Raw genomic sequence first — 25,813 nt, forward strand, 5'->3', positions numbered from 1 at the left:
AACATCTTATAGTTAAAAGAATAAATCTTGATAATCTGATAAGCTGATTGGTAAAGACCAAATAGGGCATGGCCTGTTTGACTCACTCTCAAAAAAGGATTTTAAGATGCTTAATGCTGCTGATACCGCCCTCGTCATTGTTGATGTTCAAGGTAAACTAGCCCAGATCATGGACGAAAAGGACGCGCTTTTCCGTAACCTCGAGACCATTGTCAAAGGTGCCAAAATCCTAGATTTACCTATTGTGTGGGTTGAACAAATTCCAGAAAAGCTTGGTCCAACGATCCCACAAATCTCCGATCAACTGCATAACCACCAACCAATCGCCAAAAATAGCTTCAGCTGCTATAAATCATCAGAATTTGTCGAAGCACTTGCCGAAACAGGTTGTAAGAATGTCATCGTGGTGGGTATTGAAGCGCATATTTGTGTGTATCAGACTGTTCGAGAAATGCTAAACGCCGGATACCATGTTGAAGTGATCAGCGATGCCGTCTCATCGCGCAACCCGCTCAACAAGCAGATAGCCCTAAACAAACTGCAGCAGGCTGGAGCCGAACTATCTTGTACCGAAATGGTACTGTTTGAGCTACAGGAAATAGCCGAAGGTGAGCGCTTTAAGCAAATCCTCAGTATTATCAAATAAGCCCGCCTTGCTGGATACAAGAAAGCCGATGATGATCATCGGCTTTCTTGTACCCTATTGACTGAAAAGCAAGTTAACAGGCATCTGGCCTGCTTACATGCTTAATAGCCAACTCCAGCGCAATACGATGAGATCACAATTAAGCCTAGTGCAAACGTCATCACAGGCAGAGCGGGTTTACTTTTCGTCAACGTCGGCATCAACCAGACACCAACAGCGGCAACCAATAGTCCCAAGCTAAGCACATGAGAGATAAATGGCGCAACCTCGTTGTATGTTTCAGCTCGGCCTGCAAGATCAGCAAGCTGAGGGATCCCCGTCAATAAGCAGACCGCTGCTATCACTGCTCCTAGCTTCGGAAGATAGGCGTTTACCTCTTCAACTTTATGTTCAGCTCTAATAAGGGCTGCATGGGCAAATAGCGTTCCTCCGCACAGGGTGGTCGCAACAAAGTGAACGGCAACTAACCATTGTTCGCTACGCTGAAGCAAGCCATGGCCAAGGTATACCAAACCACTTAAAAGCACGACCGAGAGCATCATTCTTCTTATCGCATCGCTACCAAACAATGCTTTCTCGGCAAACCAATATAACAGGGCAAACACAAAGAAAATTGTGACCAGCAATGCCTCAGTACTGAAGCTGTACACCGAGTGGACCTGTGACATCATCAGGTTTAGCTCTCGTAAAATCAGCGAAGCAAACAGCAACATCCACATTAACGGCATTGTTTTATGCAGGCGATCGCTTTGACCAAAACATAACTTACCGCTGAAAATTACCAAGCCCAGAATTAAGAATGCACCAATCGACAACTGGGCAAACACACTGGATACAATGAATGGCCAATCAAACCAAGCCATGAACTACCTCTTTCTATCTGATCCCTAGCTCGCACCAGGACTTTCAGATAACTGTTCTGCAATAATGGAAGGCGCGTATTGTGCCTGAACCCGAACTGATGTTCCAGAATTGAGAACAATGAGAAAAGCCTCACCGTTTAAAGCCAACTCAGTCAAAATACACATAATAGATGCAGACATAAGAAGGAGGCTTCTGTTGAAACGCACTCCGACACCAATAGGTGTCACCAATGAACAGTTGATAGGATCATGTTCACCAAATATCTCGCAACGCCTGCATTACCCTGACAGCTAATGATAAACACATAAAACAGTACATTGAATCAACAAAAAGCCACTGAATAGTTGACGACAGATACGTTGATCCGCTATCTTATTTTTATTCGAGAAATAAGTGTGTTCAACATTGCTTATTCATGGTTAGAAGTTCTGTGGTAGCAACACCGTCACCGCAAGCTTCTATAGTTAAAAAGAATCTTTGATCAGAGATGCCTATGTTCGCAATAACTCATATTGATGTATTTGATGGCCTTAACATCCTCAGCAACCAAACAATATTCATTGAAGGCGACACAATTCAAGCGGTTGTACCTATGGCTGAAGCATCACTGCCCGAAGTGACTTATAACGGCAATGGATTGACTGCAACTGCAGGATTTATAGATATTCAGCTCAACGGTTGTGGCGGGGTTCTGCTTAATACAGATATCCACAAACAAACGCTGGATATCATGAACCAAACCAACTTGCGAAACGGTACAACGCAATACCTACCCACCTTCATCACCAGTGGCAATGATTCAATGCGAGAAGTTATAGGCTTGATCGGTGATATTGAGAATAAAGAAGCTGAAGGTATTCTTGGTCTTCATCTTGAAGGCCCTTTTATTAGCAAAGAAAAAAAAGGGGCCCACAACCCTATCCACATCCGTCACCTAGATGAAATGACCGCATACTATCTGGCTGACCATGCCGATAAAATCAGCGTGATCACCCTCGCACCAGAGAACACCGCCCAATCAGTTATCGATATTCTTACCGAAGCCGGCATTACCGTTTCTCTTGGTCATACGAATGCAAGTTATAAAGAACTAAAGGAAAAACAAGGCATTTCTATGGCCACGCACTTGTACAACGCTATGACCCCTCTTGGTTCGCGTGAGCCGGGCACTGTTGGCTACATTTTCGATAAGAAGCCCCATGCAGGTATTATCGTCGATGGCATCCACTCAGATTATGCATCTGTTCGTATCGCCCACCAGATCTTGGGAGAAAAACTCTTTATGGTGACAGATGCCGTAACCCCCGCAGGAACAGATATGACCGAATATGACATGGCAGGCACAAAAGGCTATGTCACAAATGGTAAATGCCACTATGAAGACGGAACGATTGCCGGGGCCGCCATCACCATGATTGAAGGCGTACAAAACCTCATCAACCATGTTGGTATTAGTCGGGAAGAAGCTTTGCGTATGGCAAGCTTATATCCAGCAAAAGCGCTAAAGATTGATGATCACTATGGAAAAGTTGCTAAAGGATATAAAGCCAATATCACCCTACTGACAAAAAACAATGAAATTAATAGCGTATACCAAATGGGCGTAAAACGTATTTAAAGCAGCTTCACGCCAATCACAGACTTCTCAACGGCACAAACAGCAGACATAAAAAAAGCGAGCCTTTAGCTCGCTTTTTTACTCAATGCTTCGATTATGAAGTTTTTAGCACTAACTTCCTTGCTTTAGCAGCAATAGACGCTCGAGCCATCTGAAATTCACGTAATCTCGAATAAAGATAAGTAACAACAATAGAAAAGAACAGATATGACAAGGCAAAAATGATTGGCGAATTAATCACATCCGCTTCAATACCCCACATAACACCAGCAATAGTAACAGCCATCTTAGCCATCATGCCCATCAATAGCAGCATTAACGCCAGCTGCGGGTATCTTGTCGAACACCGGAAGGCTAACCAGTAGCCCGAACCAACAGCAACAGATGCAATACCAAACCCGGCCATGAATGAATGAATATGTTCACCTGAAAGCACGCCGCCCAAGGTCGACATTAGAAAAATCAGACCGAACTTCATATACACTCCTCTAGTGCGAATAAGAGAAAAACAAACTTTCAATACGAATCATTGTTGACAGGGGTATTTTCCCATCTTTCGTTCAAAATTCATACTGGGCAGTTATACTCTCAAAGCTTCATAAGCGCTTATGTTTCATAATTTTACATTCTGTAACATGGTAAGCCCGTGTATTTACTAGCTCGAGACGCCACTGGTTAACAATTTGTTAATCAGTGCGAAAATTGTAAGAAATGTTTTCAAACGGTAACTTTTGAAATATATCTTCTAAAAACATCAGACTTACCCAAAAACAATCAGCATGAGTCATTACCGATTGGCTGAATTGAATTATTAAATATGGAATTTAAGATTTATTAGCTGGAGATGCTATTTGCGCAATTGTGGCAAGCTTTATGCCGCGAAGCGCTCAATTTTTCACCAGACAGAAACAAAAACACCCAGCCTAAGCTGGGTGTTTTAAGGTTAACGAATGAATTCACCGTTATGCTATAACCGCTTCCTTAAGCTTCTCCACTTTTACAGCCGCAACCTTGAACTCAGGGATCTTGGCATGTGGGTCCGTCGCCGTGATTGTCAATCGGTTTGCTGGCGATTCAGCAAAGTGGAATGGCACAAACACAACTCCTGGCTGCATACGTTTTGTCACAAAGGCCGGGGTTTCGATACTCCCCCTACGGGTCGATACGCGCAGCATCTCGCCATTGCCAATCCCCAAACGCTCAGCATCAGCAACCGAAATCATGGCACGCGGTCCGGCAAGGTTATCCAGCCCTTTGGTCTTACGTGTCATTGTCCCGGTATGGAACTGCTCAAGCAGGCGTCCCGTTGTCAGGATCAGCGGATATTCTTCATCCGGTAACTCTGCAGCATAGCGGAACGGTATAGCAACCATTTCACCCTTGCCACGGATAAACGTATCTTGGTGCATAATACGGGTACCAGGATGCTGTTCATCTTTACAAGGCCACTGAATACCGTCAGGTCCGACACGATCCCAATGAATACCGGCATACTGCGGCGTCAGTTCGCAAATTTCTTCGGTAATATCCTGCACCGACTGGTAAGCCCAATCACTGCCCATCGCATTGGCAATGCTTTGAATGATCCACCAATCTTCTTTCGCTTCACCCGGCGGGTTAATCGCCGGCGAAATACGCTGAACGCGACGCTCGGTATTGGTAAAGTGACCAGACTTCTCAGCAAATGAGCATGAAGGCAGCACGACATCGGCATATTGCGCCGTCTCTGTCAGGAAGATGTCCTGAACCACAAGGAAGTCGAGCTTCTCAAGCGCTTCAATGACATGGGCCTGATTCGGATCGCTCAGTACCGGGTTTTCACCCATGACATACAATCCTCTCACGTCCTGGTGACAGGCAGCATCGATGATTTCGGTGAGTGTCAGACCAGACTCAGCCGGTAAATCAGGCTTGTTCCATGCTTTGGCAAACTTATTGTGTACCTCTGGGTTGTAAACCTTCTGATAGCCAGGCAGATTATTCGGCAAGGCCCCCATGTCACAGGCTCCCTGTACATTCGATTGGCCGCGCAGCGGGTTAATACCACCACCTTCAATACCAATATTGCCACACAGTAACTGCAGGTTGGCAATCGAGCGGACATTGTCATGGCCTGTCGTATGCTGGGTGATCCCCATCGAGTAATACACCGCAGTGCGCTCAGCAGTACCGATCATCTCGGCCATCTTAACGACATCGCTGGCTCGGACTCCGGTGATCAGCTCAATTTTGTCCGGCGCATACTCATCACGCATCACCTCAGCTTTCAGCTCTTCAAAACCTTCTACACGGTTAGCAATATACTGCTCGTCATGCCAACCATTCTTTATGATCTGCTGCATGATGCCATTCATTAGCATCACATCCGTACCCGGACGGTGAGCGACATAAAGTTGGGCATGATCAGCAATATCAATACGTTTTGGATCGGCGACGATCAAGCGTGCGGTACCGCTACGAATCGCCTGCTTGATATGAGAAGCAATGATTGGGTGAGCAGACGTTGTATCCGAGCCAATGATGAACACGACATCAGAGTGTTTGATACTCGGGATATCATTGGTCATGGCCCCGCTACCCAGGGATGCTTCCAAGCCTGTAACAGTCGAGGCATGGCACAGCCGTGCACAGTGATCGACGTTATTGGTTCCTAACTCTCGGCGAATAAACTTCTGGAACGCATAGTTATCTTCGTTGGTCGTTTTGGCAGAAGAGAAACCAGCCAAGGCATTGCCACCATGCTGGGCCTTGATATCACCAAGCTTCTCGGCAACCAGAGTCAGCGCCTCATCCCAACTTGCTGGCTGAAGTTGACCATCTTTGCGGATCAGCGGTGTATCCAGACGTTCTTGGCTCTGAATAAAGTCAAAACCAAAGCGCCCTTTCACGCACAACATGCCCTGATTAACCGGCGAGCCATTAGCACCCTGTACGTAACGAATTTTGTTAGTGATCTCATCAACAAACATCGTGACCTTACAGCCCACGCCACAATAGGTACAGATGGTATCAACCGACTTCAGCATCTCGATACGTCCTTGCGACTTATCTCGGCTATCGACCAACGCCCCTGTCGGACACACCTGCACACAGGCACCACACTGCACACAGTTAGAGTCGCCCATGCTAAAGCCATTATCAAAGCCCGGACGGCATTCTGGCCGCTTGGCACTGCTGCCATCAGAATCTTTCATGAAGCTCAGCGCGCCATGTACTGCTTGCTCATTACAGGCTTCAACACACTGGCCACAACTGATACAGCGGTTAGCATCAAAAACAATAAACTCAGAGCTATCATCGACACTGAACTTCTGGCAGCTTTCTATATCAAGGTCTTTATTTTCCACTTTATATTCAGTGGCATAATCTCGAAGACTACAATCAGTGTTAGCCTGGCAGCCACATTCAAGGCAGCGCTCCGCTTCTTTAATTGCCTCTTCATTCATGAAGCCGGTTTCGACTTCGGCAAAACTAAGCTCACGCTCTTCGGTGCTCAGCTCCGGCATGATAGAACGCATCGCTTTTTTGATCCCAGCAAATTGCTGTGGATCAACCTGCTTAACCTTCGGCGCTTTCTGGGAGTTGAATGGTTTGACCGGAATGTTTTCCATATCACCATTGAAGAAACGGTCAATGGACTGTGCCGCAATCCGCCCGTCAGCGACGGCTTCGATTGCTGTGGCCGGGCCGCGACGGAAATCACCAATACTGAAGATGTTCTCAAGGCCTGAGTGCATCGTGTCCGGATCGGACTCTTGTGTCAGCCAGCGGGTAACAGGCAGTTCGATTTCATCATTTTCGAGGAAGGCCAGATCAGGTTTCTGCGATACCGCGGCAATCACAGTATCAAAGGCTTCGGTGAAATACTCCCCGGTAGCCTCAGGCCGACGACGACCAGAAGCATCAGGTTCACCCAGTGCCATTTTCTCTAGTTTAACCTCACAGACACGCCCATTGGCATCTGCAATATTTTCCACTGGGTTGGTCAGGAAGTGGAATTTCACCCCTTCATGCTCAGCTTCGATAATTTCATAGTCTTCAGCTGGCATCTCGTCTCGGGTACGACGGTAGATCAAGGTGGTATCAGCGCCATCACGCACCGCGGTACGGGCACAGTCAATCGCGGTATTACCGCCGCCAATAACAGCCACTTTCTTACCTGTGGTGTATTGATGCCCAGTAACGTAATCTTTCAGGTAATCGACGCCTAGATAGCAACCGTCCAGATCGCTACCCTGATAATTCATTTCTACCGCTTTTGAAGCACCAACAGCCAGACAAACAGCGTCATAGTCTTTAGCAAGCTCAGACAGCAAGAAGTCTTTACCTAGCACTTTGCCTGTTTCAACCTGCATGCCATTACGGCACATCAGTTCTATTTCTTTATCTAGGATCGCTTTTGGCAAGCGGTATTCAGGAATACCATAACGTAGCCAACCACCAGCATGAGGCATCGATTCGAAAACTGTGACGGTGTAACCTTCGTTACTCAAGTAGTAACCGCAGGTTAGTCCACCAGGGCCACTACCGATAATCGCAATCGATTTGCCTTTTGCAGGTTTCAGCTCAGGAACGTATTGCTCTTGCGCAGCCAAATCCACATCCGCGGCATGGCGCTTTAGCTGCCTGATTGCTAACGGTTCATCAACAATGCTACGACGGCATTCCGTTTCACAAAATGCCGGACAAACACGGCCGATGGAGAGCGGCATAGGCAGTGTACGTTTAATCACTTCAACCGCTTTTTGATGATCATTCTGAGAGATATGATAGAGATAAGACTGAATATCTACCCCAGCCGGACAAGCAGTCTGGCAAGGCGCCTCACAATCAGCATAGTGATCAGATAAAATGCGATGTAATGCTTTTTGGCGAGCAGCGGATAATGCTTCACTCTTAGTCGTAACATTCATCCCTTCGCTAGGATGAATTTCACATGCGCGCTTTGTGCCCTGTCCTTCGACTTCAACTACGCATAACTCACACGGTACTTTTTCACCGTTTTTATTTAAGCCACATAAAGATGGGATATCAATTTGGCATTGTGTAGCGGCTTCAAGCAGTGTTTGCTGATCATCAACAGCTAATGCTTGTCCGTCTATTGTGACATTTATCATTATTGCCTCTTTCTGTTGCTCGTCGCTGTATCAAGGCAATGAGTAATACGGTTAAACCTGAATATAATCAGACCACAAGTATTAACTAACTTCTTGTTCATAGGGAAAGCCAGGTACAGCGCTCATGGATGACTGGGAGAAAATCATCATTTTTGTTATCGCTCCAACGTAACAGAGCCAGGATAAAATTCCTTGATTTGAAACACTGTAGTGGATTATTTTTCAGACGAAATAAAGTAAGCAATAATCTACATCTATAATTAAACAGCCTTATATTGAAACTTACTTACATAATTATCTTTCAATAACCCTACCTATAAAGTGGCACTAATTTATTGCAATTACACTAAAACAGTTATTTTTTCCTGATTTTCATCCTTATTTCCGTAATTACACTCAGGCGAGACCATTACCATGAAATAATAAAACATATTCTGTCTTATAATTAGAGGCCACAATTGCGACAAATAAATGCTCTATATGGCTTAAGATTAAACATAGCGATATTTCATGCTTGACAGACAATAAGGAAGCAAAAATGAAAAAAACAATGCTCGCTACCCTATTATGGTTATTTGCCACTTCCCCCTTGGCTGCAGATGGCATCATTCAAGTTCCCAGTGATTTCAGTGTCTCACTAACCTCACAGCGAATGGTTAGTCTGTTGAAAGGTAAAGGAATGACAATCTTCAACCGAGTGAAACATTCTGATGCCGCCAAACAAGCAGGCGTAACTCTCAGAGACACCGAGTTGATCATCTTCGGCAACCCCAAGGTGGGTAGCAGTTTGATGAAATGCGAGCAGAAAGTTGCGCTAGATTTGCCACAAAAAGTACTTATCTGGGAAGATGCCATGGCCAAGGTCTGGATTTCCTATAACGACCCCAGATACCTGGAACAAAGACATAGTATTAGCGGTTGCGAAAGTGTCATTGCCAAAATTGAAAAAGTGCTCGCCAGTACAGCTCAATCAGCTGCAACCAAATAATGATGTATGAAAGCGATAGCAATCACAGAGTTGTCATTCAGTCCGTTACCAAGCTATCAGGAAACGCTATATAACACGTGACTTTTACGCAGCGAACAACATATAATTTGATGATAATTTTAATAATTTTGTGAGCTGCCGGGCAAATTATGGCCAATATTTTAGATTCTGTTGATCAGCGTACCCAGCTTGTCGGTGAAAACCGGCTTGAGTTACTTATCTTCCAGCTGAACTCTTCACAGCTATTTGCCATCAATGTTTTTAAAGTCAAAGAGGTCGTGAAGCTACCTAGACTTAACGTTCTTCCTGGCTCACACCCTAATATCACTGGTGTTGCCAGTATCCGCGGCCAGTCAATTCCCGTTATCGACCTACGCCAGGCTATTGGTATGCGTCCGGTAGATCGTGACGGTGAAAGCAATATGATCATTACCGAGTACAACCGCTCAGTACAGGCTTTCCTTGTCGGCCAGGTAATGAATATTGAGAATATGACGTGGCGAGATATCCAGCCGCCACCAAGCCAGGTCGGCCGAGATAACTACCTAACTGCCCTCACCAAGCTAAAACGTGATGGTGTCGATCGGTTGGTGAGTATCATTGATGTCGAAAAGGTACTGGCTGAGATCATTGACTATGACATTCAAATCTCCGAAGAAGTTCTCGATAACAATATCGTGAACCACTTCCATGGCCGAAAAGTGTTGATTGTCGATGACTCATCTACAGCTCGTGCCCAGATCCGCGATACCCTTTCACAGTTAGGGCTGCAGATTATTGAAGCCAGCGACGGCCTAATGGCATTGAACCTGCTCAAGGGTTGGTGCGACGAAGGCAAGAATATCAATGATGAAATCCTGATGATGTTCACCGATGCCGAAATGCCTGAAATGGACGGCTACAAGCTAACGCATGAAATCAGAAACGACCCGAGAATGAATGATCTGTATGTTGCCCTCAACACCTCTCTCAGCGGTAGTTTCAATGAAGCGATGGTGAAGAAAGTAGGATGCGACCGGTTTATTTCCAAGTTTCAGCCTGATCTGTTGGTTGAAGTCGTCCAGGATCGATTACGCGCTATTCTTTGATAGTCAACCTGATTTGAAGAACTCGCCATCTGGCGAGTTTTTTCTATCCACATCGCGCCCCCTAGCAGTAAACGATACTCAAATGGAGCACAGAAATCCGTAACAGGATGGTTAGCCATAGTTGTTCGTCCATGAACATTACTCACACTCCTTAATCGCGCTCGCTTCTAACTCGTTCCAAGCCTGTAGCGTTTCACCGTGTAAGATGTCTATCTTCTGATTTTTAACATCTTCAGCCTTTACCGTTAACTGCATCGTCAATAACACAATGATGAGAAAAGGAAGCACCCAGCCAGGTGCTCCTTTTGGTGATATTTGGCTCATATTACATCGACCCCATTAATGCGTGTTCGCCGTACGAACCTGATTCTGACTGCTACGCAGAGTCACACGACGGTCGAAGAAATCACCTTCAAAATTCTGCTCATCTTTAAGTGGTTCCAGATCGCCATACGCCGACGCAAAGATCTGCTCACCTTCAACACCGCGTTGCTCCAAATACTCTCGAACCGCCTCAACACGTCGCTGTGACAGGTTGTAGTTTTTGAGGCTATCGCCCCGGCGGTCAGCGTAACCAGACAACTCCCACTTCACATCAGGGGCCTGTTTCATTAGCTCTGCCAACTCATCAAGCTGCTCTTCAAAATGCGGCTCAATCGTGGCTGAACCGGTACGAAAATGGACATTCATTTCCAAAGCCAGGTCAATCTGACGCTGTTCGAGACTGCTGCGCTCAAGGCCTTGCTCTATCAACTCTTGCTGTAAACGTGCGATTTCAATTTGTGACTGGTTATATCGCTGGCTAATGCGCTCAAGTTCGGTGTTGCGGGCAGCCAGCTCTACCATGTCTTCGTCTTGTGCCTTGATATATTGTTCTTGCCCCATCGCTGTACCAGCTATGCCGCCAACGATAGCACCAATGACCGCTCCAGCCGGACCACCAACAATGGCACCGAATGCTGCGCCTGATCCCATGCCAATTAACTGCTCGTCTTTGCCTGCGATGTGGGTATCTTGGCCTGTTGTGATTTCAGATGGCTGCATTTCAGTGGCCTGGGTAGCTGGGGCAATAGCTGAAGCCATCAGTGTGGTTGCAATTAGCGTCGAGATTAGTTGCTTTTTCATTTTGTCATTCCTCATCAGTTAGAACGTGCTGACTAGTTGTTTGGTTTCGATTTCGTATCGACTTCGTTTCGATGAGGTAATTAAACCAACTGGTTCTGGCAATATCGGGGACAAAAAAGGGCAATATGCTGATCAATTGTGGCAAAAAAATGGCAATCGCTTCTGCTGGCTTTTTTCGGTCATTTTTTGTTGTATAGTCAGCACATATCATCATCCCCAGGCCATTAAAAACACCCGCTAAGGTAGTACATGAAGAAAATTGTCATTGTTGAAGACGAAGCTGCTATTCGTGAAAACTATATCGATGTTTTAAAAAAGCATGGCTATAACGTGCAAGGTTATGACAACCGCCCTGACGCCCAAGCTGCGTTTGAGCAGAACCTACCGGATCTCGCCATTATCGATATCGGCCTTCAGGATGAAATCGACGGCGGCTTTTCGCTATGCCAGTCACTTCGTGCCTTGTCACCAACAGTGCCTATCATTTTCCTGACAGCAAGAGACAGTGATTTTGATACCGTCTGTGGCCTGAGAATGGGTGCCGATGACTATCTGACAAAAGACACCAGCCTGCCCCATTTAATGGCGCGTATCGCTGCCCTTTTCCGTCGTAGTGATTTGCTTGCCGTCCCGACAGAGCAGGAAACACTCATTGAACGTGGTGCACTAACCATTGATAAAAACAAAATGCAGATCTTTTGGAACAAGCAATTGGTCGAGCTGACAGTAACGGAGTTCTGGATGGTCTTTGCACTGGCAAAACGCCCAGGGCATGTCAAAAGCCGTCATGACTTAATGGATGAAGCCCAGGTTGTTGTCGACGACAGCACCATTACTTCCCATGTAAAACGGATCCGAAAAAAGTTTCTGCAATATGATGACAGCTTTGATTGTATTAACACGGTTTACGGAATGGGCTACCGATGGGGTTCGTAGCAGAGGTGAATCAATACAATGCCTAAACTTCCTATTGGTCTTAGAACCAAAGTCATCCTGATTTCAAGCTTCCTGCTAACCCTGCCCTGGGTTGGTTATAAGTATATTCTTGAAATGGAAAAGCTATTGCGCCAAGGGCAGGAACAAACACTAGTCGGTACAACCCGCGCCGTCGCCACCGCATTGAACGAGCGCCCAAAGCTGTTCAGTACTCAAGCCAGCTTTCTGCAGTCAGTAAGGAAAGGCCGCGATCTCTACGCGTATGAATTGCAAAGCCCAATCACCCTTGATGGCCAGTTGAACGACTGGACAGACTATGATGACAAAATGGTGCATTACGGGCGTGAGTACCTACAGTTCAGCCGCCGTCCATATAACAAAAGCAGTATCAACTTCCGCCATATTGTCGGGAAATATGATGGTTACCTGTATGCTGCCTTTGAAGTGGCTGATAACAGCCCTATTATGCGGCGTAAAAATTCAGTCCGTGTCGATCGCAATGATCACCTGGTCATTGCTATGACCTCCCCTGACGGGGAATTTTTCCGCTACGTGGTTTCAGCCTATGAAGATGGCTGGGTAAATGCGTGGCAAATTACCGACGACATTACCGATTCCGCCAGTCTGCTCCAGCAAAAACAAATTCAAGGCTACTGGCGTACTACCGACAAAGGGTACAACATCGAGCTGAGGCTTCCGCTCTCTTTTCTAGGCAATAAGCTGGGGTTTGCTTTTTATGATGTCAATAATGCACTAAACAGAGAGATCGATACCATTATCGGCACCTCCAACACATCACATCTTAACCGGCTAGGAACGGTGTTGGTTCCATCACCGGAAATAGAGAAGATCCTCAAAGGTATGGGGCATACCAGTACTCGGATCTGGGTTATTGACCGCCACCAGCGAGTGCTGGCGCAGACGGGAGATATCCAACAGTCAAATGGGGTCTGGTCATCATCAGTCAAATACGCTGATGCTGATGGTTCATGGTGGTCGGCTATTGAGAAAAAAATTCTCCATCCGCTTTATTATCGCTTTCTTATCTCCGAGCCTGCCAAGTTTGAAGATTCCCTCAAAGATGCTGCTCTGGTTAAAGGAGTGCATGTATCACAGGCCCTGAATGGCCGGGGCTATTCCCACTGGCGTCAGTCGGAAGATGGCAAAGCCATGATCCTCGCAGCAGCCTATCCTATTTGGCTGGGTGACAATGTCATGGGAGCTGTGATTGCCGAAGAGTCGACAACGGGGATTCAAACCCTGAGAAACCGGGCGCTTGAACAGCTGTTCAATGCCATTTTGGCCATTATTGCTATTGGTACCATCACTTTGTTCTTGTTTGCATCAAAAATCTCGTCCCGTATTCGTCGTTTACGTGATGAAGCCGAGCTGGCCATTGATAGCCAGGGGCGAATCCAACAGCCTATTTCACCCACACAAGATACCGATGAAATTGGTGATCTATCACGTAGTTTAGCCTCCATGGTTGGCCGGTTGGGGCAATACAATCACTACCTGGAAAACCTCTCCTCCCGCCTGTCGCACGAGCTAAGAACGCCAGTTGCTGTCGTTCGGTCATCAATAGAAAACCTATCGATGCAAAATCAAGATGAAGACTCACAGCGCTATATTGCCCGGGCACAGGACGGGGTACAGCGGTTGAGCACTATCCTTTCAAGCATGACTGAGGCAACACGCATCGAGCAAAGCCTGCAGGGGGCAGAGAAAGAACAATTCCCGCTCAATGAACTTGTGGCAGGCTGTATGCAGGGCTACCAAATGGCTTATCCCCATCAGGCTTTTGATGTTAAAACAGGAAAGGCGGATACCTTCATTTACGGTGCCCCCGACTACCTTGCCCAGCTGCTAGACAAACTGATCGCCAATGCAGAAGATTTCAGCAAGGATCAGGATGCTATCGAGGTCTCTTTGAGCCAACATGGCCCATCAGCCATTTTGACGGTAAGTAACTACGGGCCATTACTGCCCGATAACATGTCGGACCAACTCCTCAACTCGATGGTATCGGTTCGAAGCCAGCATAAGCAAACCAAGCCACACCTTGGCCTAGGCTTATTTATAGCCAGGCTGATCACTGAGTATCATCAGGGTAAAATTCAATTAAAAAACCGAGTCGATCGTAAAGGTGTAGAGGTAGTGATTACGCTACCAAGAGAAATTTTAGAAAATTAACCTAATAAAAGAGCACCAACTGGTGCTTTTTTCTTTTATGCCATCACAACTGCCGAAAACAGCCCTATAGCAATCATAATGGCTGCTATTGCTAGCAGCACTTCAAACAGCATGTCTTGCATAAACTATCCAATTTGTAGCCACCAAGATCTCTGCTCAGGGCCACTCATGATCCCACCTCGTGTTATCGTGCTAAGAGCCATACATACCCGGTAAGGGTACATTTTCCGAAGACCTTGAGCCCGCTAACAGCAGCTGGAGAATGTGAATTCGTCGACATACAGTCCCATTATTATCCATTAATTAGTTTGGCCCGGCTCGAGGCACGGCAATACAAGCTACCCGGCTCAACGAGAGCACCTTCAATGCCTGCAGCAGAAGAATGTGTAAAATCCAATTTTTTGCTGAACGCGCGGACTACACTGATTACCGTATAAACACTAACTAAAACAAATAACAAACTAATAATGGTGTCCAATATGCCTTCCTCTATTTAGATTACAGGATTGATACTACCGCTGAAGGCTAAATCCAACCTGAACAACATCCCAGAAGCGTTAATGGCCTTGTAACAATTTGATTTTTATCAGGTAGATCATCTACAGCTACATTTGTTTCACGGTTTTTCTTATTATCACTCGCATTGTTAATCTAATTAACTTGAACAGTAAAAAGTGAAGCGCCATTAATATTCAACTATTTATCACTCATTACCCCTGGAAGAATGAAAGCGTTATTATTACTATTGCCTTTACTCACTACAACCTCTGATACAGGCCACTACCCAACTGATAGTAAAGAGATTAATCTGCCATTCAATCAGTTCAATGCCCTCGAACTATTAGCTGAATGGAAAGTCAGTACCATTGAACTACCGCTCTATTTCGATACAGAGAACAGCAACCTTTACGGTGAAGATATTAACCAAAACCAGGTTAGAGATGACTACGAAAAAGCACTGCTCGAAACGTACCTTAGCCCAGAATATGTTGCGATGGGCTTGCTTGCAGCAAAAAAGTGGGATCGTTTATTAGATATCTATTCAAATAGGGTTGTCGTCGACGATATGAGTCAGGCAAAGGAGCTATTTGTAGATATTGTCGCGATTAACCGCTGCTATGATAATTTGCAGGAAATCGATAGCACAGTGACATCCCCCATATTGAACTATTTCAATACCGAGGAGAGAGGAATTGCCAAGATGAAAGCGGAAGAAAAATTATTATCCGTAATCGGGGGGCAGCAAAACACATTAATAGCTCACAACCAGCCCTGCACAGCCTTTAGTACATGGCTCAATAAGGCCCTAAAACCCAAACCCGTTATTGCACTAGAAAATTAGTACCGCTAAAACCAACATCAAACCAGTACAATCTTACCAACCAACAGTTATTCTATAGTATCGGCCTGATGACTTTGCGGTAATTCTGTTAACCACGCCTTTTCATCTTTACCATTTACCTGTGCCATCAGCTCCTGCTCTTTTTTCTCGATAGCATGATACTGAGATTCACAGACGCTTTTGGTTACCTTATCTTCACCATACGTATTTTGGCAACGATCCATGTATTCTTCGTATGACATTAGCAATGTTTCAGAATACGCCGGTGCCATAACCAGTAAAACAGCACCAGCAGCAAGTAATGCACTTAGTTTCATCATCATTCACTCCAAGGTAGTTTTGCCCTCTTAAGTGAAGTTGATCCCTTGTAACAATGCCAACTTATTAATGAGACACTCAATAAAAAAAGGAGCCAGAGGCTCCTTAAAAAAACAATAGCAGGGAATCAGAATTAATTGTTATGACTAACCACGGTAGTAGTTCTGTGGCACAAACGGCATCTTCTCAACCGTCATAGGTAGTTTCTTACCACGGACTTCAGCAAAGACTTCAGTTCCAATCTTAGCCAGATCTGTCTGAACGTAAGCCATTGCAACCGGTGCACCTTTGGTTGGGCCAAATGTACCGCTGGTTACAATACCAATTTCATTGTCATCGGCATCAAATAGCTTGCTGCCATCTCGAACTGGTGCTTTAGACTGGCCAAGCAAACCAACACGCTTGCGCGAAACATCTTTGGTCTGAATCTGTTCAAGAATTAAATCAGCACCAGGGAAACCACCGGCACGCTCACCGTCAGCACGACGAGGCTTGCTGATACCCCATAGCAGGCTTGCTTCTACAGGCGTTGTCGTTGTGTCGATATCATTACCGTACAAGCACAGGCCACACTCTAGACGTAGAGAGTCACGAGCGCCCAGACCGATCCACTCAACTTCAGTGTTCGCCAGTAGTTCACGTGCTAGTGCATCAGCTTTGTCAGCCGGTACAGAAATTTCGTAACCGTCTTCACCGGTATAGCCCGAACGGCTTACCAGGCACTCAGCGCCAAGCAGTTCAATAGAAACTGCGTCCATGAACAGCATATCGCTTACAGCAGGGTTCAGACGAGCCAGTACTTCAGCCGCTTTAGGCCCCTGCAAGGCAAGCAGTGCACGGTCATCAATCAGCTCCATCTCAACATCTTCAGGTAGGTGCGCTTTGATGTGAGCAATATCTTGATCTTTACATGCTGCATTTACTACAACAAATAGGTGGTCACCAAAGTTGGTAACCATCAGATCATCTAAAATTCCGCCCTGCTCGTTAGTGAAGAATGCATAACGCTGCTTACCTGCTGGCAGATCAATTATATCGACAGGAACTAGGGCTTCCAGAGCTTTCGCTGCATTGGCGCCATGAAGGCGAAGCTGACCCATATGTGAAACATCAAACAAACCTGCTGCTTCACGACAGTGGATATGTTCTTTGCGAACACCTAATGCGTATTGAACAGGCATGTCATAGCCAGCAAAAGGAACCATTTTCGCGCCCATCTCAACATGAAGAGCGTGCAGAGGTGTTACCAGTAATTCTTGGGACATACGTTTATACTCCGTGAACCGCGAGCAATGCGGCTATTATCCATATCACTTGTTGCGACTATGTTAATCTAGGTTTCCTATAGTAAACAAAGTTTCTTCAAGTTCAAACTGCGCTACATCACAGAATTCCACATAGGCGCAAATTATTTTCTCGTGCCTGAGTTTACAGTCATTTCCAGAACCTCTCGCTCGGCGACAGAAGTGTTACCACTTTGCCATTGTTAATAGCCGGTATAGCTCTTTGTCTGTTGTTAGCTGCCCACAGGGCATATCGCTGCAGGCAAAGCAAAACACACCTTTACTCACTACCAAATAATTACCAGCCCCTTAGTGTCACGATGCTGTCACCCAAAGGATGTGGGCATCATCTTTGCTGACAGAGACCAGCATATGGCCCATCGTTGCGTCGTAATATACCGAGTCGCCTTCGCTCAGCTTCACCGGCTCATAGAATTCAGAGAAGAAAGTGATATCCCCAGAGAGCACCAGCAAGAACTCTTCGCCATCATGGCGGATCCAATCTGAATAATCTTCAAACTGGCGAGCCCGTACCCGCGATTTGAACGGCATCATCTTTTTCTTGGTCAGCTGCGTTGCCAGCAACTCGTGCTCATACGTTGTTGTCGGGTGCGGTTTGCCTTCATCCTGTCGGGTAATATCTCTGCGGCCCGTTGCCTTTATTTGCTTTGGTGGTGCAAAAAGCTGTGGAATATCAATTTCTAACCCACCAGCAAGCTTTTGCATCGCCTGGAAAGTCGGAGAAATCTGCTCATTCTCTATCTTAGACAGCGTTGAACGGGCCAGCCCTGTTCGCTTACTGGCTTCTTCCAGTGTCAGCCCGTGGGCCATCCTGATTTCCTTTAATCGTTTGCCGAGTTTCAGCGGCTCGATTTTTTCGTCCTTGTCGGTACCCTGTTCTTTCGCTACCGTCATCGATGGATAGGTATCCAACTGTTGTTCGTCACTCATTACATCCCTCCTTGGTACTACTGATACTTCATTTTGGCATAGCCGATCGGAAACTTAAAAGTCATACCAATAAAAAAGTTTGACCTGTGCATCATATTTGAAACAAAGTTTCCTTTTGGAAACTTTTATTTTTTCGCTGCATTTTTCACCACTCCAAGGGTCAAGAATTGTATTGCAGCACACCCTTTTGTCCAACAATAGCGCGTTTGTGAAATTGTTGCAAAACCCTTACAGCAACTGGGTTTGTTAACTTACTTAACCAATTCGCAACCATGCTCCCCTTCTTAAAAATGACTAAAAAATCGGCCTTAAACTCGAAATCCACATGACAAGACGCAAACGTTTGCTTAGAATGCGTGACACTAAAGTGAACGATGTTACACTATTGGAAATTTCCGTTTGATCGGCTAAAAATAGAAGGGTATGTTACGCAGTTGTTAGGGTCAGTTAGGAAAACACAGTTAAATTTTCGTCTGATTGAGGCAAAAGCTGCAGACATTATCCATAACAACAAAACAGCCAATGGCTCTGGACAATGGAACACCCACTAGGGCGCACTTGAGGATAACGTGAAATGAAAGCTTCATACCAAAACCACGATTTAGAAATGTTCTTCTCCACCAACCTTGCTCAGGTGGACGGAGCAGTCAACGCAGGTATCGCGGCAGAACTAACCCGCCAAAACCAGCAGATCGAACTGATCGCCTCTGAAAACATCGTTTCTAAAGCGGTTATGCAAGCACAAGGAAGCTGTTTAACCAATAAATACGCCGAAGGCTATGCTGGTCGCCGTTACTACGGTGGCTGTGAACATGTCGACGAAGTTGAAAAAATTGCCATTGCTCGTGCCAAACAACTTTTCCAGTGCGAGTACGTGAATGTTCAGCCACACTCTGGCGCCCAGGCAAATGGTGCAGTTATGCTTGCGCTACTTCAGCCAGGCGACACTATCCTAGGCATGTCTCTGGATGCTGGTGGTCACTTAACTCACGGTGCTCGCCCTGCCCTTTCCGGCAAGTGGTTCAATGCGGTTCAATACGGTGTAAGCGAAGAAAATTGCGAAATCGACTACGAGCAAGTTCGTGAGCTTGCTATCGAAAGCCAGCCAAAAATGATCATCGCCGGTGGCTCAGCCATTCCGCGTAAAATTGATTTCGCCAAGTTCCGTGCAATCGCCGATGAAGTAGGCGCATACCTAATGGTTGATATGGCGCACATTGCCGGCCTAATTGCAGCAGGTGAGCACCCTAACCCGATTCCGCATGCTCATGTAGTTACCACTACAACCCACAAAACACTACGTGGTCCACGTGGCGGCATGATCCTGACCAACCACGAAGACATCAACAAGAAAATCAACTCAGCAGTATTCCCTGGCCTTCAGGGTGGTCCGTTGATGCATGTTATTGCTGGTAAAGCCGTTGCTCTGGGTGAAGCCCTAGAGCCAGAATTCAAACTGTACATCAAAAATGTGATCAACAACGCGAAAGTGTTAGCAGAAGTCCTGCAAGCTCGCGGTTGCGATATTGTTACTGATGGTACAGATACTCATCTAATGCTGGTTGACCTTCGTCCTAAGGGCCTGAAAGGCAACCAAACAGAAGAAGCACTGGAGCGTGCAGGTATTACTTGTAACAAGAATGGTATCCCATTCGATCCAGAAAAGCCTATGGTTACTTCAGGCATCCGCCTTGGTACACCGGCTGGTACCAGCCGTGGTTTCGGTGCCGAAGAGTTCAAGCAAATTGGTGAGTGGATTGGTGACGTACTTGACGGTCTTGTTGCCAACCCAGAAGACAACAGTGAAGTTGAGCAGCGTGTGAAACAGCAAGTACAGAAACTGTGCAGCCGTTTCCCGCTATACCAGTAATCCTCTACGATTATTGATTGATACAAACCGAAAATCTGTGGCCCGATGCCTTTTTATACGGGCCTGAAAAATAAACAAAATCTGCGGAAGCATTGCGCAAGGAGTTAAAATGGAAAATACATTGAAGTTCGCTGAAAGCCATGAGTGGGTACGCGACAACGGTGACGGCACTATCACTATGGGTATCTCTAACCACGCTCAGGGTCTACTAGGTGACGTTGTATTCGTTGATCTTCCAGAAGTAGGTGATTCAACAGAAGCTGGTGAGTCTTTCTCTCTAGTAGAATCTGTAAAAGCAGCCTCAGACATCTATGCGCCAGTAACAGGTGAAATTGTTGAAATCAACGAAGAGCTGGAAGACAGCCCTGAGCTGATTAACGAAGAACCGTACGAAGGCGGCTGGATTGCTAAAATCAAAGTTGCAGATGTTGAAGAGCTAAGCAAGCTAATCGACGGCGAGAAATACCTAGCGTCTATCGACGAAGACTAATTGAATATCGGCTTTTAAGTACCGAGATAAATTTCCAGCTTAAAAGCCGTTTTCAACCTACTCTCGATGACTTCCCACTATTGCATCATGCTCAGATGTAATAGGTAGTAACTGTTCAGGAAAGAACCATGACCGACATGACTCTTCTAAATGCATTAAGTGACGATAAGGAATTCGCAGGTCGTCATAATGGCCCGGATTCAGCACAACAAAAAATCATGCTGGAAGCTATCGGCGTTGCAAGCGTTGACCAGCTGATTGAAGAAACCGTCCCGGCAGCAATTCGTCTGCCAGAACCAATGAAGTTAGACCAGCCACAAAGCGAATCAGATATGCTTGCCGCGCTTAAAGCAATCGCAAGCAAAAATATCATCAACCGCAGTTTTATCGGTCAGGGTTACTACAACACCTTTACGCCAAACGTTATTCTGCGTAACGTCCTGGAAAATCCAGGTTGGTACACAGCGTATACCCCTTACCAGCCAGAGATTTCTCAAGGTCGCCTTGAATCACTGCTTAACTATCAGCAGATGATCATGGATCTAACTGGCATGGAGCTAGCGAATGCTTCGCTGCTTGATGAAGCAACGGCTGCAGCAGAAGCCATGACACTGTGTCAGCGTGCTGGTAAGAACAAGAGCAAAGCATTCTTTGTATCGAACGACCTACACCCACAGACAGTAGACGTTGTTCGTACCCGTGCTGGCTACATCGGCATTGAAATCATTACAGGCTCTATCGACGAGCTGGACAACCACGATGTATTCGGCGCCCTAGTCCAGTACCCAGGCACCAGCGGTAAGGTGGTTGACCTAACTGAAACTATCGACAAGGCACACGCGAAGAAAACACTGGTTGCTGTTGCATCAGATCTTCTGGCACTAACGCTACTGAAATCACCTGGCGAAATGGGCGCAGACGTTGTTATCGGTAGTGCCCAGCGCTTTGGTGTCCCAATGGGCTTCGGTGGTCCGCACGCGGGCTTCATGGCGACTAAAGACAAGCACAAGCGTACTATGCCTGGCCGTGTTATCGGTGTATCGAAAGATTCCAAAGATAACCAAGCGCTACGTATGGCAATGCAGACACGTGAGCAGCACATCCGTCGTGAGAAAGCGACATCAAACATCTGTACTGCCCAGGCACTACTGGCAAACATGGCAGCATTCTATGCCCTTTACCACGGCCCTGAAGGCCTACGTAAAATCGGCCGCCGTGTTCACCACCTAACTGCAATTCTTGCTGCAGGCCTGCGCAACTCTGGTATCGAACTGGCTCATGACACCTTCTTCGACACCATCACGCTAAACACTGGCAAGAAAACCAACGAATTCTACAGAAAAGCACTTGATGCCGGTATCAACCTGCGTAAGTACGATGTACAACTAGGTATCAGCGTTGATGAAACCACCAAAGTTGAAGACATCGAAGAGCTGCTAGCCCTATTCAGCGGCGACAAGCTTCAGGCGTCTATGTTTACTGCTGATATCGCGGCTGATGAGTTTGCGGCTATCCCAGAGAGCTGCCGTCGTACCAGCAAGTACCTGACTCACCCAGTCTTCAGTGAGCATCACAGTGAAACGCAGATGATGCGTTACATGAAGAAGCTGGAAAACAAAGACTACTCGCTGACTCACGGCATGATCCCGCTAGGCAGCTGTACCATGAAGCTAAATGCTGCAGCAGAGATGATCCCGGTAACCTGGCCTGAGTTCGGTTCTCTGCACCCATTTGCTCCTGCTGATCAGGCGAAAGGCTATGCTGAGCTTGCCGAGAAGTTCTCTGAAATGCTGTGTTCAGTAACAGGCTACGATGCATTCTCGCTGCAGCCTAACTCAGGTGCCCAGGGTGAATACGCAGGTCTGATTGCGATTCAGCGCTACCACGAGTCTAACGGCGATACGCACCGTAACGTATGTTTGATCCCAAGCTCAGCGCACGGTACTAACCCTGCTTCTGCTGCCATGGTATCAATGAAAGTTGTGGTTGTTGGCTGTGATGACCTAGGTAACATCGACGTTGAAGATCTGAAAGCGAAGATCGAGAAACACCGCGACAACCTGTCGTGCATCATGATCACCTACCCTTCTACCCACGGTGTATATGAAGAAGCCGTTCAGGAAGTGTGTGAGCTGGTACACGAAGCTGGTGGTCAGGTTTACCTGGATGGTGCCAACATGAATGCACAGGTTGGTCTGACTAGCCCAGGCTTCATTGGCTCAGACGTATCACACCTGAACCTGCACAAAACTTTCTGTATCCCACACGGTGGCGGCGGTCCGGGTATGGGTCCTATCGGTGTTAAATCTCACCTGGCACCATTCCTACCAGGCCACACTGAAAGCTCAGAAAGCGACAAGCCTCAGTACGCTGTATCTGCAGCTGAGCTAGGTTCAGCCTCTATCCTACCTATCTCATACGCATACATTGCGCTGATGGGCGAAGAAGGCCTGACTGAAGCAACTAAGCTGGCTATCCTGAACGCGAACTACGTAATGGAGCGTCTACGCCCTCACTACCCGGTACTATACCGCGGTACACACGGCCGTATTGCCCACGAATGTATTATCGACATTCGTCCAGTCAAAGAAGCTTCTGGCATCTCTGAGGAAGACGTAGCGAAGCGTCTGATGGACTATGGCTTCCACGCACCAACAATGTCATTCCCTGTTGCCGGTACACTCATGATCGAGCCAACAGAGTCTGAAGACATTGCAGAGCTGGATCGCTTCTGTGACGCGATGATTGCTATCCGCCACGAGATCGCCCGTGTTCAAGATGGCGAGTGGGATCTGAAAGACAACCCACTAGTCAACGCTCCGCACACTCAGGCAGATCTGATGGAGGTTGAATGGAACCGCAGCTACAGCCGTGAGCTAGGTTGTTTCCCATCAAATCAAACCAAGGACGCCAAGTACTGGCCGACGGTTAACCGGGTTGATAACGTATTTGGTGACCGTAACCTAATATGTTCTTGCCCGGGTATTGAGAACTACATGGAAGACTAAGGTCTATGATCACAGATAACCAAGTTGGAAACTGTGATAACCGAGTTGGAAACCGATAACTAAGTTGGAAACTAACTTGAATAACAAAAGGCGAACCATTTGGTTCGCCTTTTCTATATGCACCATTTCCTCATCCGTCTACTGTTGCTAGATAAAGCCACTATCAGATTTTCAATTATTCATGATTGATCACAGATAACCAAGTTGGAAACTGTGATAACCGAGTTGGAAACCGATAACTAAGTTGGAAACTAACTTGAAAAACAAAAGGCGAACCATTTGGTTCGCCTTTTCTATATCTTCAGCCGATCTGATTCATTTCTATACATCATGCACTGGTGCTCTCGAATAGAACTAAAAGAACATGCTGCCATCAATGTTAAGAGTTACAAATTGCTGTGAAAGGCCTAAAGTGAAGAACAAGTAAGCGCATCCATAGAGGGCATGACCCTGTTCGTGCTACACCCTATGAAATACAAAGAGCTGAGTAACAAGAGAGAATCAGGCATATTTTTCACAGCAGTCTATTGCAGGCTTCACTTCTCAAATATGGTATTAGAGCAAGTAAAGATCACTAAGTTCTTACAACACCGAGTCAACGCTACATAAAAATTCTTGGGGCAATCGAACTTATGGGCATCTAGAATTGCAACAGTATCAAACTCTAACCCTTTCGTAAGCAGGGTGGTACCGATACATTTTCCTTCGGCTTTCCTACCGTTCCTACGAATAAAATTTTTATGTTGAAGCATAGCTTCGTGTACAGTAATACCTTGGCGGCAAGAGCTCTTCAACGACTTTACAATGGAATTAACCAAGTCCATGCGTCTGACAATTCTCAAGCGCAAGTCATATCGAAGGAACTGAAACAAGTTGTAAAATGATTCTGAGTTAGGAGTCTCTAGTAGTGTCGCGATTTTAGCATTTAGTCTGAGAGACAGTTCTTTCTCTACCCCTTGCTTATTTTTGATCTTAAAGTCTTCTTGAGACGAAGAAGATTGCACACTAAACCAATCTCTAAGCCCTTTGTTCTTAGTATTCATAGGGCTAGTCTTGTGAAAAAGACTACACAATATATTGAATATTTTCTTCTTAGGTTTATGGGAACGTTTTACTGACTCGATACAGCTATCGATTTCTGTAGCTAGACGATAAAAAGCCTTATCATCAATCGCTTCAAGCAAATGTACGGACTTAGTTAAGTCGACTTTACTTAAGATATCAAGCCGATCCTTAATACCTCCCCGTTTTATCATGTTTCCATTTTTCTCTTCCATATACTCGGGAGTGATTATCAGGAGATTGTCGAAATCTGGATTAGAGTTTTCATTAGCGATCAAGCCCGAAAGTCGTTTCCTATAATTACTATCTTTTCTATTAAGATCACCTTCATTAACTTTTATGACATAAAAGCCAGCTTTCGTATTCATTTCACAGTTTATGGGTTCTGACTTGGAAAGTGGCACTCTATAGCTCTTAATAATGTCCCCTAGGGCACTATTGTTTCCCTCTTTTCGCCACCGAAATGGAGTCTCAAGTTCAGCAACCGATTCAAAACCTGATAGGTCTTTGTCGAAATCGACCAACTGCTCTTTGAAGCCAAATATTCCCTGTAGTGGGTCTCCCAATAGCCGAGTAGGCATACATTTTGACAGAGATAGAATCACCAAATGCTGCGCTAATGAGCAATCTTGATACTCATCAACAAAAAGTCCATCATAAGATGAACTGAGCACTTTCTGAACTATAGGTAAACCAAAAATTGCATTCGCTTTGTCAATGATGAATGAGTGGTAACCTTGATCTAGTTTACTATTCCCCCCTTGTTGGGGTATTTCGGCACTGAGACAAAATGAATGTACATATCGCTGACAAAAGCTACTTATAGTTTCAACTAAATACCTATCTTTACCAATTTGTAGTTCTGTTAGTTTTTGCTTGATGGAAGCTACGCCAGCATGAAGTGGCATAGTTAA

At 45.9% G+C, this 25,813-nt stretch carries 19 protein-coding genes; 10 read left to right on the forward strand and 9 right to left on the reverse strand.

What is annotated here, in order from left to right; translation table 11 throughout:
* Positions 1 to 106: 106 nt before the first annotated feature.
* Positions 107 to 646 carry a hydrolase gene (locus AC51G0_RS18775; protein ID WP_496303173.1) on the forward strand — a complete coding sequence of 180 codons (540 nt, stop codon included), beginning with the start codon at positions 107 to 109 and terminating at the stop codon, positions 644 to 646.
* A 101-nt stretch (positions 647 to 747) separates the two neighbouring features.
* Here the strand turns inward: AC51G0_RS18775 and AC51G0_RS18780 are convergent, their stop codons facing one another.
* Complete coding sequence (locus AC51G0_RS18780) at positions 748 to 1,509, reverse strand: DmsC/YnfH family molybdoenzyme membrane anchor subunit (RefSeq protein WP_496303174.1); 762 nt, start codon at positions 1,507 to 1,509, stop codon at positions 748 to 750.
* Between the two features lie 494 nt (positions 1,510 to 2,003).
* Between AC51G0_RS18780 and nagA the strand changes: the two genes are divergently transcribed.
* Positions 2,004 to 3,128, forward strand: a complete 1,125-nt coding sequence (gene nagA, locus AC51G0_RS18785; RefSeq protein WP_496303175.1) for an N-acetylglucosamine-6-phosphate deacetylase — start codon at positions 2,004 to 2,006, stop codon at positions 3,126 to 3,128.
* A 94-nt stretch (positions 3,129 to 3,222) separates the two neighbouring features.
* On the opposite strand, the gene AC51G0_RS18790 is transcribed toward nagA, so the two are convergent.
* Positions 3,223 to 3,606, reverse strand: a complete 384-nt coding sequence (locus AC51G0_RS18790; protein ID WP_496303176.1) for an NADH:ubiquinone oxidoreductase — start codon at positions 3,604 to 3,606, stop codon at positions 3,223 to 3,225.
* Positions 3,607 to 4,090: 484 nt separating this feature from the next.
* Complete coding sequence (gene fdhF / locus AC51G0_RS18795; RefSeq protein ID WP_496303177.1) at positions 4,091 to 8,245, reverse strand: formate dehydrogenase subunit alpha; 4,155 nt, start codon at positions 8,243 to 8,245, stop codon at positions 4,091 to 4,093.
* Positions 8,246 to 8,783: 538 nt separating this feature from the next.
* Here fdhF and AC51G0_RS18800 point away from each other — a divergent pair.
* Positions 8,784 to 9,233 (forward strand): DUF302 domain-containing protein, encoded by a 450-nt coding sequence (locus tag AC51G0_RS18800; protein WP_496303178.1) that lies wholly within the window; start codon positions 8,784 to 8,786, stop codon positions 9,231 to 9,233.
* A gap of 149 nt (positions 9,234 to 9,382) precedes the next feature.
* A complete protein-coding gene (locus AC51G0_RS18805) occupies positions 9,383 to 10,321 on the forward strand; it encodes a chemotaxis protein CheV (protein ID WP_496303179.1) in 939 nt (312 codons plus the stop codon).
* A 138-nt stretch (positions 10,322 to 10,459) separates the two neighbouring features.
* Here AC51G0_RS18805 and AC51G0_RS18810 read toward each other — a convergent pair whose 3' ends face one another.
* Together AC51G0_RS18810 and pdsO are read right to left on the reverse strand one after the other, a co-directional pair.
* Positions 10,460 to 10,645, reverse strand: coding sequence for a hypothetical protein (locus AC51G0_RS18810; RefSeq protein WP_496303180.1), 186 nt, complete (start codon positions 10,643 to 10,645; stop codon positions 10,460 to 10,462).
* A gap of 15 nt (positions 10,646 to 10,660) precedes the next feature.
* Positions 10,661 to 11,446, reverse strand: coding sequence for a sortase-associated OmpA-like protein PdsO (gene pdsO, locus AC51G0_RS18815; RefSeq protein WP_496303181.1), 786 nt, complete (start codon positions 11,444 to 11,446; stop codon positions 10,661 to 10,663).
* Between the two features lie 249 nt (positions 11,447 to 11,695).
* Here pdsO and pdsR point away from each other — a divergent pair, with 249 nt between their 5' ends.
* The 3 genes from pdsR (at position 11,696) to AC51G0_RS18830 (ending at position 15,917) form a co-directional block, all read left to right on the forward strand.
* The gene (gene pdsR / locus AC51G0_RS18820) at positions 11,696 to 12,382 is read left to right on the forward strand and encodes a proteobacterial dedicated sortase system response regulator (protein WP_496303182.1); all 687 of its coding nucleotides are present in this window, start codon (positions 11,696 to 11,698) and stop codon (positions 12,380 to 12,382) included.
* Positions 12,383 to 12,400: 18 nt separating this feature from the next.
* Complete coding sequence (gene pdsS / locus AC51G0_RS18825; protein ID WP_496303183.1) at positions 12,401 to 14,575, forward strand: proteobacterial dedicated sortase system histidine kinase; 2,175 nt, start codon at positions 12,401 to 12,403, stop codon at positions 14,573 to 14,575.
* A gap of 724 nt (positions 14,576 to 15,299) precedes the next feature.
* Positions 15,300 to 15,917 (forward strand): hypothetical protein, encoded by a 618-nt coding sequence (locus AC51G0_RS18830; RefSeq protein ID WP_496303184.1) that lies wholly within the window; start codon positions 15,300 to 15,302, stop codon positions 15,915 to 15,917.
* Between the two features lie 47 nt (positions 15,918 to 15,964).
* Here the strand turns inward: AC51G0_RS18830 and AC51G0_RS18835 are convergent, their stop codons facing one another.
* From AC51G0_RS18835 to AC51G0_RS18845, 3 genes are all read right to left on the reverse strand, one after another.
* On the reverse strand, positions 15,965 to 16,240 hold the full coding sequence (locus AC51G0_RS18835) for a hypothetical protein (protein ID WP_496303185.1): 276 nt from the start codon (positions 16,238 to 16,240) through the stop codon (positions 15,965 to 15,967).
* A gap of 141 nt (positions 16,241 to 16,381) precedes the next feature.
* Complete coding sequence (gene gcvT, locus AC51G0_RS18840; RefSeq protein WP_496303186.1) at positions 16,382 to 17,500, reverse strand: glycine cleavage system aminomethyltransferase GcvT; 1,119 nt, start codon at positions 17,498 to 17,500, stop codon at positions 16,382 to 16,384.
* Positions 17,501 to 17,833: 333 nt separating this feature from the next.
* Positions 17,834 to 18,469 (reverse strand): helix-turn-helix domain-containing protein, encoded by a 636-nt coding sequence (locus AC51G0_RS18845; protein ID WP_496303187.1) that lies wholly within the window; start codon positions 18,467 to 18,469, stop codon positions 17,834 to 17,836.
* A 574-nt stretch (positions 18,470 to 19,043) separates the two neighbouring features.
* Between AC51G0_RS18845 and AC51G0_RS18850 the strand changes: the two genes are divergently transcribed.
* The 3 genes from AC51G0_RS18850 to gcvP all read left to right on the forward strand — a co-directional run bounded on the left by AC51G0_RS18850 (position 19,044) and on the right by gcvP (position 23,837).
* Positions 19,044 to 20,339 carry a serine hydroxymethyltransferase gene (locus tag AC51G0_RS18850; RefSeq protein ID WP_496303188.1) on the forward strand — a complete coding sequence of 432 codons (1,296 nt, stop codon included), beginning with the start codon at positions 19,044 to 19,046 and terminating at the stop codon, positions 20,337 to 20,339.
* Between the two features lie 109 nt (positions 20,340 to 20,448).
* Complete coding sequence (gene gcvH, locus AC51G0_RS18855; protein WP_075767617.1) at positions 20,449 to 20,829, forward strand: glycine cleavage system protein GcvH; 381 nt, start codon at positions 20,449 to 20,451, stop codon at positions 20,827 to 20,829.
* Between the two features lie 128 nt (positions 20,830 to 20,957).
* Entirely contained in the window at positions 20,958 to 23,837 is a 2,880-nt protein-coding gene (gene gcvP, locus AC51G0_RS18860; protein ID WP_496303189.1) for an aminomethyl-transferring glycine dehydrogenase, read from the forward strand.
* A 536-nt stretch (positions 23,838 to 24,373) separates the two neighbouring features.
* Here the strand turns inward: gcvP and AC51G0_RS18865 are convergent.
* A complete protein-coding gene (locus AC51G0_RS18865) occupies positions 24,374 to 25,807 on the reverse strand; it encodes a UvrD-helicase domain-containing protein (protein WP_496303190.1) in 1,434 nt (477 codons plus the stop codon).
* Positions 25,808 to 25,813: the final 6 nt, after the last annotated feature.

The sequence above is a fragment of the Photobacterium sp. HL06 genome (genome assembly GCF_059552575.1).